The organism is uncultured Jatrophihabitans sp., assembly GCF_964246335.1.
In the GTDB taxonomy this organism is placed as follows: Bacteria; Actinomycetota; Actinomycetes; order Mycobacteriales; family Jatrophihabitantaceae; genus Jatrophihabitans.
Genome location: NZ_CAXTQF010000080.1, coordinates 1 through 14,512, shown reverse-complemented (window position 1 = coordinate 14,512; position 14,512 = coordinate 1). Strand labels below are relative to the sequence as shown.

Sequence of the window (14,512 nt, the reverse complement as noted above, 5' to 3'; positions counted from 1 at the left end):
GCTTGCGGGCACCGCGTTGGCGACCGGGTCGCAACGCGCGCAGTACACCGCTCGATCGAATGCTGTTCAGATTGGGCTGGGGATATCCCCACCGAGTTGCCGCCAGTGCTCGACAAGCTCGGCTTTCGGTTCCGACGCCAAGAGGGCGGCCGCCTTTGAATCGCGACGCTGCGCCTCCGCCTCAGAGGAGGCAGCGACCCGAGCGTCGAGGTCCTCGCCGTACGCTTTCCAGCCGGGCATCAAGCGCTCCATCAGATCGTCATTTGACTTCACCGTTTGACGAGAGTCATCTGCTGCGATTGATAGTGCACGCAAGTCGTCGCCCGCGCCGCCTGCCCGCAAAGTAAGACCCTCGACGACGATCCCGGTTGAGCAGGCGACGCCGTGGCGAAGGGCCACTCTCAACGCTTGCGGATTTCGACGGTGTGAAGGTGGGGTGCGGGCGCCGTGAGCGGGCACGCGTCTGCCGATGGTTCAACGTCGATCGAGCCGTCGTGACGTGACGTTTAGGTGCGCGACGGCGTGACGATGCGGTCCCATGCGGTGGTCGGCAGGAGGCGCAGACGCTAGGGAGGGGCGGAATAAGCAGTTTTCGCAGCAAGATGTGTCGACATTGCTGGCTGGCGTGTCGTCGTGATCCTGCTGGCCGCGGGCTGTTCGAGCGGCAGCCGTACCGGCGACTACGGGGCCGGCGGCCCGCGGTCTGCCGCGGCCACGTAACCGGAGGGTCGTCAACATCAGTTCGGGCTCGGCGTTTACGCGAGCAGCAGTTAGTGCGCATCCGCCGTCAGGTGCTCCGCGTTTGAACGCGCTGCAATAGCCACCCGCCTGGGTTGTGCGTCGCTTCAGCCCAAGGACCGGACGTCAATTTCGGCCCGGAGCCGCGCGGTGCGACGGCGGTGGTCGCGGTCGACTGAGATCGACGTGTATGGCGCAGCCAACGGAGTCGCATCCACGGTCGCCATCGTCAAGACCTTCGTTCGCACCGCCGGGCAGCCCCTGGGGCCCTGTCGGTAACTCCGACCGTTGAGACGGCGACTGAAACGTGCTTCGTGCATGGAGAACCGCTCGTCGGACTGACCGGCGTGACGTGAGCTTTGTTCGCCGGTCTTAGCCTGCGCACAGACGGGATGCTTGAGGCTGCCGTGCGTGGTTGGTGACGTGGGACGGCGTTTGGCCGCTTGCGCGACCCGCGGTGCACCGTATCGACAGCTGCGGTTGTGGCGGCGCGGGCGGTACTGGGCGGGTATCGCTATTGCCTTGCTGGTCACCGCGGGGTGCACGTCATCGGCGGTAACGGCGCACACCGGTGTTCCATCGAGGGTGACGACCGGTGCTGCACCGTCAGTCGGTGCGACGTCGGCCAGACGGGCGGTCAGTTCCGTGGCACTCAGGCCCGCGTGTCCAAAACCCGGCGCGCGACGCGACCTGGCGTCGGCGAATCAGGTAAGCGAGATCCTGGACCACGCGCGCTTGCCCGCCTGGAACGCTGCCGACATCGGCGCCAGCGCTCGGCTATCCGATGGTCGGATCGTGTGGCTGTTCGGCGACACCCTGCGTTCTGGACTCACCCCGGGCCTGGTGTCGAACTCGATGCTGGTGTCGGCGGGGGCCTGCGTTTCGCAGGTGATCGAGCCACGAGACGGTCCGGTGATTCCTGACCCGGGCGATCACCTGGCGTACTGGCCGATGTCGGTAGTCGTGTTGAGGGGTTCGACGGACCGCCTCGTCGTGCTCTGTGCGCGCATCCGCCGCGGCACTTCCGGCGGCGGCCTGGACTTCACGTTTCTGGGCACCTCAGCGGCAACGTTCGACGTGGCAAGCGACGGGGTGCCGCAGTTGCGCGGCATCACACCCATAACTCCGGACAACCCCAGCGGCACGCAGATCAACTGGGGTGCCGCCGCGTTCACAACCGGCAAGTGGATCTATGTGTACGGCTCGCGGTCGACCGGTGAGAAGGGGGTCTTCGGCCGTGAGCTGCTTGTCTGTCGCGTCCCGATCGACACACCGCGCGATCCAACCGGGTTCAGGTTCTGGGACGGGTCGACATGGCAGGCGAAGGCATCGCGCGCCCGACCGGTGTTGGCTGCCGATCACGGCGTCAGCCAGACACTGTCGGTCGACCGGCTCGCGTCGTCCGACTACGTCGTCGTGTCCAAACGCGACGGCGACCTCGGCGACTTCGCTTACGTCTGGCGGGGCAGCTCACCGACCGGGCCCTTCACTCCGCACGAGGCATTCTCCGCCCCCAGCGACTACCCCTCGGGCGAGCTGCAATACGCGCCGCTCGCGCATCCTGAGATCACGATGGCCGACGGCGGATTACTCGTGTCGGTATCGCGAAACACGACCGACCTCGCGAGACTGGGCGCGGAACCATCGTTGGGCGTCCCGCGCTTCGTCGAAACCAAGCGACCCTGATTCGTGCACACAGGCGCTTTGGAGGTCGGCGCCGAGGAGATTGGGCCGGCGTGTATCGGCGCGTGCGGCCGCTTTCCGGTTGCCAGGTAAACTGTCAGGGGTGACAGCTTGCGGTATGAGCGGTGACGGTGCTCGTGCCGTCGATGCCCGGCACGATGCGAGGAGGGGTTTTGGCGTCGAACCACCGACCGGGACGTCGGGAGACCATGGCTGCTGTATCCGACGAAGACAGCAGTGCGGCGCCGGCACCTGAGCTCGGCCGCCGGGAAGCCCACAAGCTGGCGACTCGCACGGCGTTGCAGGAGGCGGCTGACCGACTGTTCGCCGAGCGAGGGGTCCCAGCCACCACGGTGCGCGACATCGCCGACGCCGCGGGCGTCACCGAGCGGACCTTCTTCCGCTACTTCCGCAGCAAGGAAGACCTAATGGTCGACGACGCCTTCGCGTGGCTGCCGGCCTTCGCGCAGGTCGTGCTCGCGCGCCCGGCGAAGGAACCGCCGCTCGTCGCGCTGCGCCGCGCGCTGACCACCGTCATGTCTGCACTCACGCGTCTCGACGCTGCGAGCCCGTTCGCGCTTTGGGCGGAGGCTCCGCCGGCGGAGCGGGTCGGGCTGTCCGGCCGCACCGTCATGTTGAAGATGGAGGCCGACCTCGCCGACGTCATCGCCCAGCGGCTGACGGCTGCACCACAGCCAGCCGCGCGTGGCCGGCGCCGCATCGACCCGCGCTTCCGCGCGGAGGTCCTCGCCCGCGAGGCGGTCGCGGCATTTCGCAGCGCCATGCTCTACGACCTGCAGTTGCGCCGCGATGACATCGCCGATCGGCCAAGCCTCGCGCAACTGCTCGACCAGGCCTTCGAATCGCTCGAGACAGCGTCGCCCAACCCACGCTGACACGCTCGGCCGCGAACTTGTCATCACTGACACTTTATGGGATTGTGTCAGCACTGACAGATATCCGGGAGCTCGGCGACGCACGGGCCCGGTCACAGAGAGCAATCCCATGGTCCAATCCACGGCCCCCCGGCCGGTCAGCCACGCATCGAGCGACAACGGCACGCAACGGCACGCCCGGCTCGTCGCCCTGACGTCGTTGATCTTCAGTGTCACCTTCGTGTTGGCGCTGTTGCTCGTCGACTCCTCGCCGCACCTGACCGATTTGGCGGCCGCCTTCACCGCGTTCTATGACCACGGCAGCACGGCGTTGGTGACGACCGGGCTCTACCTGGTGCCGTTCGCCGGCATCGCGTTCTTGTGGAACATGACGGCGCTTCGCCAGCTCATCAGTAACCGGACAGTGACGTCGGGATCGATGCCCTACGCCCTGCAGCTGCTGGGTGGGGTCGTCTTCGTCGTACTGCTGTTCACCGGCACCGCAACCGCCGGCGGCGTCGCGCTGCTCACAGAACTCGGCAGCACCGCACTGCCACCGGTCGACGTCACGCGAGCACTGCTCGCCATCGGTTACGGCATGGTCTTCGTCTACTCGGTGCGCGGCGCCGGCATGTTCGTGATCACTAGCACCACCTTGCTGCTACGCGCCACGCTGATGCCGAGATGGGTTGCGGTGCTCAGCTACCTCGCCGCGACCGTGATGTTGATCAGCACGACGCTGAACCCTGCAGTCGTGCTGCTCCTCCCCTGCTGGGCCGTGCTGATCGGCGTGCTCGTCGTCATCCGAACCCGCACACCCGACGAGCAGCGCGCACACACGCTCGTCGACTGACGGCCCGACTCACTGCCCGAACAGCGGCACGCCACGGGGGGCGTCGCCGGCCTGCAGACGTACACCCCTCATCGACTGGAGAGCTTCATGACTACGCATCACCGCAGCGGTTCGACGTTGAGCGTCGACGACATACCCGGACCACGCGGGCTGCCGCTGCTCGGCAACATGTTCGACGTTCCCGCCGACCGCACGATCGAGACCCTGATGGAGCTGGTCCGTGAACACGGGCCGATCGTGCGGCTACGGACCCCAATCGGAGACCGGTATATCGTCTCGGGCCTGGAGATGATCGACGACCTGTGCGACGACTCCCGCTTCGACAAGCTCGTCGGTGACGCACAGAAGGCGCTGCGCGATTCACGGCCCAGCAACGGGCTGTTCACCGCCGACACCGACGATCCGGACTGGCGCAAGGCGCACAACATCCTGCTGCCCAACTTCAGCACCCAGGCGATGCGCGGCTACCTGCCAATGATGCACGACATCGCCAGCCAACTGGTGCACAAGTGGGCGAGACTGAACCCCGGCGAACCGGTCGACGTCACCGGCGACATGACCCGACTCACCCTGGACACCATCGCCCTGTGCGGGTTCGGCTACCGATTCAACTCCTTCTACCGCGACTCCCAGCACCCCTTCATCGAAGCGATGATGGCCGTGCTCGGCGAGACACAAAAACGCAGCCGCCAGCTGCCGTTCCAGACCCGGCTGCGCCGCCGAGCGCAGCACACACTGGAGGCCAACAACCGCCACATGGAACTTGAGGTCGCGCGCATCATCGCCGAGCGCCGCCGCTCCGGCGACGCAGCCGAACACCAGGACCTGCTCAGCTGCATGCTGCACGGAGTCGACAAGCGCAGCGGCGAACACCTGAGTGACGACAACATCATCGCCCAGTGCATCACCTTCCTCGTCGCCGGCCACGAGACGACCAGCGGCCTGCTGTCGTTCGCCGTCGCATTCCTGATCAAACACCCTGACGTGCTGCTGCGCGCCCAGGACGAAGTCGACCGCGTCCTGGGCACCGACCTGGCCGTCGCGCCCAGCTTCGCGCAGATCCAAGGTCTGACCTACCTCACCCAGATCCTTAACGAAACGCTGCGACTGTGGCCGACGGCGTCGGCCTTCACCCGCTACCCCCTGGCCGACGACACTGTCGGTGGATACCGGCTGCCCCAGGGATCCTCGGTGACCGCGCTGACCCCGATGCTGCACCGCATCCCGGAGATCTGGGGCACCAACGCCGACCAGTTCGACCCCGACCACTTTCTGCCCGAGGCGCGAGCTGCTCTGCCGCCAAACGCGTTCAAGCCGTTCGGGTCCGGCCAGCGCGCCTGCATCGGGCGCCAGTTCGCCATGCAGGAAGCCGTCCTCGTGCTCGGCATGGTGCTACAACGCTTCGAGTTGGTCGACCACCTCGACTACCAACTGGAAATCAAGGAAAGCCTGACCATCAAGCCGGACGGGTTGAGCATCACCGTGCGCGCCCGCCCGGGCCGCACCACCGGCATCACGGGGCAACCGCTCACCGCCGCGCCCGCCACGCCGCAGCCCGCCACGCCGCAGCCAACGACCCGGCCCGTCCGCACCGTGGTGGACGGCCACGGCACCCCGCTGCTCGTGCTCTTCGGGTCAAACCTCGGCACCGCCGAGGGCATCGCCGCCAAGATCGCCCAAGAGGGCGCCGACCGCGGCTACGCGGTCACCCTCGGCGCGCTCAACGACTACGCCGGCGCCTTACCGCACACCGGTGCGCTCGTCGCGATCTGCGCCTCGTACAACGGCACTCCCCCGGACAACGCCGAACGATTCTGCGAGTGGATCACCGCCACGGACACGGCCGCCGACGCGGCAGCCGGCGTCGCGTTCGCTGTCTTCGGCTGCGGAAACATGGACTGGGCGTCCACCTATCAGGCCGTCCCCACCCTGATCGACACGCAATTAGCACGGCACGGCGCCCAGCGCGCGCATCCCCGCGGCGCGGGCGACGCCCGATCCGACTTCGACGGCCAGTACCACACCTGGCACGTAGGCCTGTGGTCCGCACTCGCGCAGCAGCTGGACCTTCCCGCCTCTGCAGCCGAGGTCGAGACGACCACCGAACCGCGACTGCAGCTCAGCGTGGTCAACCGGCAAGCGACCAACCCGGTGGTGATGTCTTACCGCGCCGTGCCCGCGACCGTCACCGTGAACCGCGAGCTGTGCCACCTCAGCGGGGCCGGGCCGGCGAAACGCTCCACGCGGCACCTGGAACTGCAGCTGCCGCCAGGCCTGGACTACGCCACCGGTGACCACCTCGGCGTGCTGCCGCGCAACGACCCCGACCTGGTCCGCCGAGTGCTCGACCACTTTCACCTCGACGCCGCCACCTACCTGACGATCACCGCGACGGCGGGGACGTGCACCCACCTGCCGTTGAACGAGCCGACACCGCTCGTCGGGATCTTGGGCAGCTGCGTCGAGCTGCAAGACATCGCCAACCGCGATCACCTCAACGTCCTCGCCCGGTATGCCCGCGACCCGCTGGAGCGCAGTGAACTGTTGACGATGGCCGGGCTCGACGACGCCGGCCGCACCGCCTACCAGGAGAACGTCGCGGTACCCGGTGCGTCCGTGCTCGACCTGCTTACCAGGTACCCGAGTTGCCAGTTGCCGTTCGAGCAGTACCTGGATCTGCTGCCGCCGATGCGCCCCCGCTACTACTCCATCTCGTCCTCGCCCACGGCGACCGACAGCTGCCACCTCACCGTCGGCGTCCTCGCCGCACCGGCCCGCAACGGGCACGGCACCTTCCGCGGCGTCGCCTCCGACTACCTCGCGTCCAGCACCGCGGGCCAGAGCGTCTTCGTGTTCGTCCGCAAACCCACCCTCGCGTTCCGCCCCCCAGCCAACCCGCACACACCGATCATCATGATCTCCGCAGGTACCGGGATGGCCCCGTTCCGCGGCTTCCTGCAGGACCGGGCAGCCATGGCGCGACAGGGCGTACCGGTGGGTCCGGCAATGTTCCTGTTCGGCTGCCGCAGCGAGGAGATCGACTACCTCTACGCCGACGAGCTGCACGAGTTTGAAAACACCGGCGTCACCGAGCTCGCGGTCGCCTTCTCCCGCCGACCCGACGCCGGCCGCCGCTACGTCCAGCACCTCGTCGAGCGCGAGCAGAAAAAGATCTGGGATCTACTCGCCCAGGGCGGCGTGATCTATGTCTGCGGCAACGCCAACACGATGGCCCCCGGCGTACGGGCTGCGTTGACCGACATGTGCCGCGCACGCACCGGCTGCGACGACACCGAAGCCGAACATTGGCTGGCGCAACTGCGCTCGAGCGAGCGCTACCTCGAAGACATCTGGAGCGACAAAGCGGCCGCGCTATGACCGTCATCTCCCCGGTCGCAGTCACCGAGCGAACGCAACGAGCGACACCGAAACCCCGCAAGCTGGCACTGACAGGGACAAGGGCCGGCCGGCGCGAGCACGCGATCCTCGTTGCCTGCCTGCTAGCCGTCGCCGGTGTCGTGCTGCAGGCGTTACCGCTGTCAACCGGCGCTGCCATCACCGGCGCCGCGCTGGACGGCTCGTCCTGGGTCATCTTCGGCGTCGTGACGACCTGCCAGCTCCAGGCTGTCACCGATCGCGCGCGGTGGGCCACCGAGCACACGCTCGACCTGACCATCCTCGCCGTCGCATGCCCGCTGTGGCCCGCGCTGTTACCCGAGCTGATGCTCGTGGAGTTGGCTCCCGCGCTGACCTTGCTGGACTCGATCAAGCTAGCCAAGTTGGTCAAGGTAGGCCGCGCCGCCGCTTCCGGCGCGCAAGGCCGTCCGGCATATCGCGCGATCGCCCGGGTGACGCTACTGGTGGCCTTTGGAGCAGCCGTGCTGGTGATCGTTCGATGAGCGCAGTGCTGCCACTTGCCCGGCAGACAAGAACACCGGCGGTCATCTATCACCGCTACACCCCAACGACCACCGCTCAGCGGAACAAGCGGATGCACGTCGCCCTCGCCGAGCTGGACCGCTCACTGCGGCGCATCGAACGCGCCGCATCGAACGCGCAGCACGCACCGACGGCCCGTGCAGCGAAACCGGCGCATCACCGCGCTGACCACGACGCCCGCAAGCCTGCCCCTTCTTCGACACCTCATCGGAGATAGCTCATGTGCCCCTTCACGCGACACGTCATGTTCCGCGCGGTGAGACGACTCAGACCGCCCCGCGATATTCACCCCGTCAAGCATGCCGACGCCGGACGGGATGAACTTGGCCTGCTGGTCGAGGCGCGGGTTGCTCGCAGCTCTGGCGGCGGCAGCGCTGCCGGAGCGGGGAAATTCTGCGTCGCTGTCCAAGACGCGTGGGGTTAGCATCGTGACCAGCGAGGAACGTAGACGATCACTCCATACCGCACCGATCCGAACGTCGCGGCGCATCAGCGCGCCGTACGAGCCCCGGCCACTCGGACCATCCTGGGGGCTGGTGTGCCGCTAGAGAAACAGCATCTGACGTTGCGCGATCGGTTGCACCGACTTATCTGCGCGCTCGACGGCCATGACCGAGTGCTCGAAACCGGCCAGTGCGTCGGATGCGGTGCACCGGTCACCAAACGCATCCGCCGCGGGCCGACCGCACCGCGATGACCCCAGCCCTACCCGCTCACAGCCCCAGCATCGTCGCCCGCGACCTCATCAACGCGCTGGGCCGCGGCGGCAACGAGTACCGAGTGATCGCCACCTCGGGTGGACCAGACGATGCGGTGACCGCCACCCTTGAGTGCACCCTCGCCGACGGCACATGCATGACCTACAACGTGGCCATCTCTGCCGCACCGATCTAGTCCTGGAACGGCAGCAGAATTACGCCACGCGCCGTGTCACCACGACCATGAGCCGGCGCGTAGGCGCAATCCCGCAACAGGATCCGCCTGCGGGCACCGGCGCGGGTAAGCAGCGGTGAGCGATGGTCATCGCGCCAGACGATCGAGAGGTCGGGCCCAATTCGATCGCCGGTCCTACCCAGCGTCTCGTCCCTGAGGTGTAGCAAGTTGTCAGTCGTTGCGTAGCCCGACGCTGTCGTGAGCCCAGAAGGTGTCGTTGTAGATCAACGCGCCCCGCATCGAGCCACTGTCGTAGGTCGCCAGGGGTATCACCTGGAAGGCCGGGAGTGGAACCCGGTCCGACGGTGGTGTAAGGCCGAGATCCGCCGTGAGCCCCACTCGAAACCGTCGACAATCGCGCAACCGGTTACCAATTGACGGTAAGGCCATCCTGGTCGTGCGGCTGGCGAAGCATGAGGGTGTCTGAGCTCGTGCCCCACGGCCGGTGTAGGTGCAGGATCAGGCGCGGCGCGCCCACTGCGGCCCGGCTCGTGTTCGCGAACTCGACGTGCCGGCAGAATGCAGCGTCGAGTGACAACCGCAGGGTGCCGTGTCCGCCGGACGGGATAGTGCGGGCGAGCGGGCGGACGAGTCGCGCACCCGTTGCGTCAGGGAGGAGTCTCTGGCTGCCGACATGCTCGGCGAACCAACCACGGTTGGCGACGGTGACGACCTGCGTGCAAGTGGAGTCCTCGCCGTCGGTGCTTACTGACGTGACCGCCAGGCGATGGATGAGCAGGCCGGACGCGCCCGCGTAAAGCACCGCGCCGATTAGTACTGCGGCGGCGGCCACAACGCCGGCCATCCGGATGCGCACCGGGCGCGGTACTCGGGCGGACGTGGTGTCGATGCTTCGCCAGACATCATCCGAGACGAACATAGTTGCAATGTAGCAGAACATTGGTACATTGCAACGCATGCCATCCGTTGCGCATGCAATCGCCGAGGCCGCCCTGCCCGCTGCTGTCGCCGTTGTGCTGCTGGCCGTCATGTTGCGCGATGTCACCCGGGCCCGGCTTGAGCGGTTCGCCCGCCGTCAGCAGCTCCCCATCACACCGGAGAACGCCATCACGGTCGTCAACTATCTGGCTACGGTGCGGCGATGGCGCGTCTGCGGCTTTGTGGCCGGCGTCGTGATCGAGGACGCGTGCACGTTCACCCAGCACGGTGCCTGGCACGTCGGCGCGAGCATCATCGGCCCCGGCGCGCTGATCGGCTGGTTCGTCGGTGCGCTGGTCGCGGAGTGGCGGGTCGAATCGCAGCGACACGCCGGCCCACGTCGGACGGCGTCTCTGGCAGCCCGGCGGCTGCGCGACTACATCCCACGTTGGTTCGCAACCGTAACTGCCGTGCTCTGGGTCATCGCGATCGCGGCCGCCCTTTTCGCCATCATCCGGCTCGGCGTCGCGGCGCCCTCGCTCGCGGTGCTGGCCGCCGCACTGCTCGCGACGCCAATCTGCGGCGTCGTCGCACGACGCGTCGTCAACCGCCCGCAGTCACCGGCCGCGCCGGACGTGCTCGCCGCCGACGACGCTCTGCGTAGCAGGTCGCTGCACGTATTGACTGGGTGCACGCTGGCGCTCAACGGCATGCTGGCGGCGTTCGGGTTGAGTGTGGTCTTGATGTCGGGCAGCGGGCTGGGCGTCTACAGCCCGCTCGCGGCGCTACTCGGCTCGATAGTCGTGCCATTCCTCGGGTGGCTCGCGGCGACCTCGCCGTTCGGAGCGCGGCGGTCCTTCCCGGTTGGCGTGCGCGCGGGTGTTGCGTGATCCTCGACGTCGACACCTCTTCCCCTGTCCCGCCGTACGAGCAGATCCGGGCTCAAGTGACGGGCCTTGCCGACACCGGAGCCCTAGCGCCGGGAGCGCGGCTACCTACCATCCGGCAACTGGCGGGCGACCTGGGCCTCGCGCCGGGCACCGTGGCCCGCGCGTACCGCGAACTCGAAGCCGCGGGGGTCGTGGCCAGCCGGGTGCGGCACGGAACGACCGTTGCCGAACGCGCGAAGCCGTCGCGGCGAGAGACGACCAGCCTGTTGGCAGCGGCCGCGCACGACTATGCCGTGACAGTCGCGGCCTTGAGGGTTAATCGCGACGACGCGGTGCGGGCTCTCGCGCACGAACTCGACCAGCTGAGCGGCCGACAGGCTTAAGCCTGCGCCCGGTGAATCGACGACCAAACCGTCGCCGTCCAGGTGTCTGAGCGCCGGCGGCGTTGGCTCAACGGTCGGCAGGCTGCCTCGAGGTGGCCCGCCGGGGTCCCCGGGTCCGATGCTGCCAGGTACGAGGTCGTCGACATCCGCGATGCACTCGAACGACCCGGGCAAGAGACGGTATGCGTGGCCGCTCTACGTAGCTGCTTCGCGTTTGGTCGCCTTCTGCCGCGCACGAGGATCGATCAGTGCGTCCTGCATATCGATCGCTAGTGCGTCCCCACGCCGATCCACCTTTGAGATCGGTCACCAGGGAGTCGGAACACGTCACTTCGACAGGCTTCCTGGGAGGCAGCGAGCGTCGGGGTGGTCGGGCCACTGGACCGCGTACTCGGCGGAGCCGCCGCGGCGGACGCGGACGTAACGCAACAGTTCGCGGACGATGCCGGCGTTGCCCATCGCCCAACCAGGCTGGGGCGGTAGATCGGGCTGTGACGCCCGATGCTCGACGTTCGACCACCGCGAGCCGAACGTGTCGGTCGCGGCGTGGTCGGCGAGGGCTTCGACGAGGACACTGGCGAAGCTGAAGTCGTCCCCGCGTTCGACGATGCGGTCGCACGCCAGCGCCAACACACCCGCAGTGCCGCAGCAGCGGCCGTCGTTGTCCCAAAAACCGGGCCGCAGGCGGCCTGGTAGCCCCGATGTCGTCACCGTGTGCCAGCACGCGTCTGCCAGCCCGGCCCACATCGTGTCGCCGGTGACGATCGCCAGCAGTCGGAAGACCTGTGCGTCGCCCGCCGGGCCGTTGCACCATCCGAAGCTGTACCGCTCGATCAACTCCGGCCGGTGCGGTGGGTCTGAGTGCGGCACCAGGAAACCCTCCGGGCCCGCCTCGTTGCGGCTGATCACGTCCCTTGCGCCCGCGAGGGCCAGCTCGATGAGGTCGTCGCGACCTGCGGCATGTCCGACAGCGGCCAGCGCATAGACAATGCCCAATGTCCCGTGCGCAAGCTGGTGCGAGCGCGGCGGTGACGGCCGAACCGGCCAGTTCACCCCACCCGTCGTCCGATCCGCCGTCGCGGCGTACGGGTTCACCGCCATGACGGCCAGCTCGACATCGCCCGACCACAGCACGCCGAGTCCGATCCCGGCGTTGGCCGCCAACAGTTCGAACATCTCGTTCCAGCGCACGCCGTCGAAGCCCATTCGAACCCGCTCGAGCGCGCGCCCGGCCGCCCGGCCACGTCCGGCCACCTGCAACGCCCCCGGCATCCCCGCCAATCCGAAGTACAGCGAATAGTCGTCGGCGACCTCGACTTGAGCGGCCACAACGTCGGCTGCTCGCTGCGCCGCGTCGGCGTAACGCGGCTCGCCGAAATGGTCGGCGGCCTCAACCAGCGCCACCAGCACACCGGACCACCCGTAGTAGAGCGAAACGTCGAGCTCACTAGCCGAGGAGGCCTCGACCATCCACTCGACCGCCCCGCGCGCCAAAGCCTCCACGGCGTCCCCGCGGCCGAGATCATCGACGACCTGCATCGCAGCACCGTACGACTTCCGTGCGGCCAGCGACTAGTTCCACCGCAACCGGGACATCTAGGCACGGCCGCGAGTTCGGTTAGAAGGCAGTTCCCCGGCCGCCGCCCGTAAGTCGACCCGCCAGCGCGCGCTGTCGACGTCCGGCCGACGGCGACGCGTCCTCGGGCAGGCTCGGCCCGAAAGCGGATCCCCTACGGAAGCGCTGCGTGTCCGCTTTAGGTGGTCAGGTCGTAAGTACTCCGTCCACGGCCTCTGAAGCCGGTGTCAGATAGCCCGTGTCGAGGTCTTCCATCAGGTAGATGTCGGCGTATTCGTGCTCGACGGCCTGGCCGCGCTCGTTGAATACCGCGAAGGTTCTGCGCAGCACTAGACCGGGCCGCGATGGGTGGCGCAGGCTGACGGCGACCGTGGTGTGCGGCCACTCGCCGCGCACGTCGACATTGGGCTCGGTGATGCCGTCCGCTAGTGGGTACGAGTTGCCGTCTTCGTCGTGCCAGTAGCTCTCGACGTGGTCGAATTGCGAGCGTATTGCGGCGACTGCAGCCTGGATCTGGGTCTCGCTCGGGCGAGTGCCTAACTTCGGCTGGGTTGTGGAGACGTCGATTGTATCCGGTGCGTACACGGTCCTGACGCTTCCGTTCCGGGAGACTGCGATGACCTCAACGCCGCGACTGTTTGGCACGCGAAGTAGCCGCTGCCGCGCCACGACTATCCACAACTCGTCGCCGACGGCACGAACCGCACCGACAAGACCGAGGCCGGCGTCGAGCGCGATCACGACTTGACCGCTCGCCGGGTCGTGTCCTCGCACAAGGACGCGACGATTGATTGAGTCCCCTTCACTATCCGCGCCCACCCACCAGATCACCTCTGCGGCCCGGACACCATGGCGCAGCACGACATGCGGGTCGGTCTTGAGCCATGCCCACCGCGCAGTGCTTTCGGGGCCGAGGAGGTCGAACGTGTCGTCGGGGTCGAAGTCCGGCGTGTCTAGGCGTTTTTTCGATGACCCGTTCAGGGAGCCGCTCAATATCTGCGCCTTGGTCGAGCGCAGCGTTGAGGTCGGATACTGCATCGTCCAGCCGTGATTGCGCTCGTGCGCCACCGGCCGTTCCGCGAAGATCACCACGACATCGTCGCCGTCAACCTCGACGCCTCGCACGGGCAAATCGGTATCGATCTGTGTCCTGCGACCATCTCGAGTCACGACGACGAGGCGACCGCCGGGCGTGGCATCAGAACTGTTCTCAGCTAATTTGTCCGCCGCGACCGGCGAATCTGGTGCGCCCGGGATCTGGTACTCCGGGGTGCCGCCATCGGCCAGCCACGCGAACTCGTCGTCGGCGGCCACCAGTAACAGTTCGTCCGAACGGACCGGTGCCGAACCCGCCCGTGGACCGACCCAAGTCAACTTCGATACGTCTTGGACGACGATGCCGCCAACCCCATCAGGTTCGGCACGAGTGCCGTGTTCGGGCGAAGCGTCGCCGGCCCACAGGCACAGGTCGAGCTCACTGTCTCGGACCGCGACGGCAGCCGGCCGCGATTCGTCTACCAGCCAAACAACGTCACCGCTCGCAACGATTCGAGCGGGTCGAAACCAACGCACAACCATCTTGAAGCACCGCCGACTCGACAGGTTTCGAGACCTCGACGGGTCTCGCAGCGGGCTACCTTCGAATCAGCTTAAGGGAACACGCCTACAGCTTTGGGCTGGCCAGCCAGCTCTTGCTTCGCACCCCGAAACATGAACCTTCCTAAACGCTTGCCATATGACCGCGGCGACCGCGTCCCGCAACA

General features: G+C 67.4%; 12 protein-coding genes. 8 read left to right on the top strand and 4 right to left on the bottom strand.

What is annotated here, in order from left to right; translation table 11 throughout:
- Positions 1–66 precede the first annotated feature (66 nt).
- Positions 67–399, bottom strand: a complete 333-nt coding sequence (locus ACFFCN_RS16775) for a hypothetical protein (RefSeq protein WP_375493500.1) — start codon at positions 397–399, stop codon at positions 67–69.
- Between the two features lie 1,134 nt (positions 400–1,533).
- On the opposite strand from ACFFCN_RS16775, the gene ACFFCN_RS16770 reads away from it, so the two are divergent.
- The 6 genes from ACFFCN_RS16770 (at position 1,534) to ACFFCN_RS16745 (ending at position 8,982) form a co-directional block, all read left to right on the top strand.
- Entirely contained in the window at positions 1,534–2,424 is an 891-nt protein-coding gene (locus ACFFCN_RS16770) for a DUF4185 domain-containing protein (RefSeq protein WP_375493499.1), read from the top strand.
- 206 nt (positions 2,425–2,630) lie between these two features.
- The gene (locus ACFFCN_RS16765) at positions 2,631–3,317 is read left to right on the top strand and encodes a TetR family transcriptional regulator (protein WP_375493497.1); all 687 of its coding nucleotides are present in this window, start codon (positions 2,631–2,633) and stop codon (positions 3,315–3,317) included.
- Positions 3,318–3,426: 109 nt separating this feature from the next.
- A complete protein-coding gene (locus tag ACFFCN_RS16760; protein ID WP_375493496.1) occupies positions 3,427–4,149 on the top strand; it encodes a hypothetical protein in 723 nt (240 codons plus the stop codon).
- A gap of 87 nt (positions 4,150–4,236) precedes the next feature.
- A complete protein-coding gene (locus tag ACFFCN_RS16755) occupies positions 4,237–7,527 on the top strand; it encodes a bifunctional cytochrome P450/NADPH--P450 reductase (protein WP_375493495.1) in 3,291 nt (1,096 codons plus the stop codon).
- On the top strand, positions 7,524–8,048 hold the full coding sequence (locus ACFFCN_RS16750; RefSeq protein WP_375493493.1) for a hypothetical protein: 525 nt from the start codon (positions 7,524–7,526) through the stop codon (positions 8,046–8,048). The genes ACFFCN_RS16755 and ACFFCN_RS16750 overlap by 4 nt, the downstream gene beginning before the upstream one ends.
- A gap of 733 nt (positions 8,049–8,781) precedes the next feature.
- On the top strand, positions 8,782–8,982 hold the full coding sequence (locus tag ACFFCN_RS16745; RefSeq protein WP_375493491.1) for a hypothetical protein: 201 nt from the start codon (positions 8,782–8,784) through the stop codon (positions 8,980–8,982).
- Positions 8,983–9,388: 406 nt separating this feature from the next.
- Here the strand turns inward: ACFFCN_RS16745 and ACFFCN_RS16740 are convergent, their stop codons facing one another.
- Entirely contained in the window at positions 9,389–9,901 is a 513-nt protein-coding gene (locus ACFFCN_RS16740) for a hypothetical protein (RefSeq protein WP_375493490.1), read from the bottom strand.
- Positions 9,902–9,938: 37 nt separating this feature from the next.
- On the opposite strand from ACFFCN_RS16740, the gene ACFFCN_RS16735 reads away from it, so the two are divergent.
- Entirely contained in the window at positions 9,939–10,790 is an 852-nt protein-coding gene (locus ACFFCN_RS16735) for a hypothetical protein (RefSeq protein WP_375493488.1), read from the top strand.
- Positions 10,787–11,173, top strand: coding sequence for a GntR family transcriptional regulator (locus tag ACFFCN_RS16730; RefSeq protein WP_375493487.1), 387 nt, complete (start codon positions 10,787–10,789; stop codon positions 11,171–11,173). Before ACFFCN_RS16735 ends, ACFFCN_RS16730 begins: the two co-directional genes overlap by 4 nt.
- Before the next feature lie 327 nt (positions 11,174–11,500).
- Here ACFFCN_RS16730 and ACFFCN_RS16725 read toward each other — a convergent pair whose 3' ends face one another.
- Together ACFFCN_RS16725 and ACFFCN_RS16720 are read right to left on the bottom strand one after the other, a co-directional pair.
- Positions 11,501–12,712 (bottom strand): lanthionine synthetase LanC family protein, encoded by a 1,212-nt coding sequence (locus ACFFCN_RS16725; RefSeq protein WP_375493486.1) that lies wholly within the window; start codon positions 12,710–12,712, stop codon positions 11,501–11,503.
- Between the two features lie 223 nt (positions 12,713–12,935).
- Positions 12,936–14,063, bottom strand: a complete 1,128-nt coding sequence (locus ACFFCN_RS16720; RefSeq protein ID WP_375493484.1) for a hypothetical protein — start codon at positions 14,061–14,063, stop codon at positions 12,936–12,938.
- Positions 14,064–14,512: the final 449 nt, after the last annotated feature.

What these genes read in the sequence shown, in the direction of transcription:
- ACFFCN_RS16755 (WP_375493495.1), top strand. Translation starts at nt 4,237, where the DNA reads ATGACTACGCATCACCGCAGCGGTTCGACGTTGAGCGTCGACGACATA.
- ACFFCN_RS16735 (WP_375493488.1), top strand. Translation starts at nt 9,939, where the DNA reads ATGCCATCCGTTGCGCATGCAATCGCCGAGGCCGCCCTGCCCGCTGCT.
- ACFFCN_RS16760 (WP_375493496.1), top strand. Translation starts at nt 3,427, where the DNA reads ATGGTCCAATCCACGGCCCCCCGGCCGGTCAGCCACGCATCGAGCGAC.
- ACFFCN_RS16750 (WP_375493493.1), top strand. Translation starts at nt 7,524, where the DNA reads ATGACCGTCATCTCCCCGGTCGCAGTCACCGAGCGAACGCAACGAGCG.
- ACFFCN_RS16765 (WP_375493497.1), top strand. Translation starts at nt 2,631, where the DNA reads ATGGCTGCTGTATCCGACGAAGACAGCAGTGCGGCGCCGGCACCTGAG.
- ACFFCN_RS16725 (WP_375493486.1), bottom strand. Translation starts at nt 12,712, where the DNA reads ATGCAGGTCGTCGATGATCTCGGCCGCGGGGACGCCGTGGAGGCTTTG.
- ACFFCN_RS16740 (WP_375493490.1), bottom strand. Translation starts at nt 9,901, where the DNA reads ATGTTCGTCTCGGATGATGTCTGGCGAAGCATCGACACCACGTCCGCC.
- ACFFCN_RS16745 (WP_375493491.1), top strand. Translation starts at nt 8,782, where the DNA reads ATGACCCCAGCCCTACCCGCTCACAGCCCCAGCATCGTCGCCCGCGAC.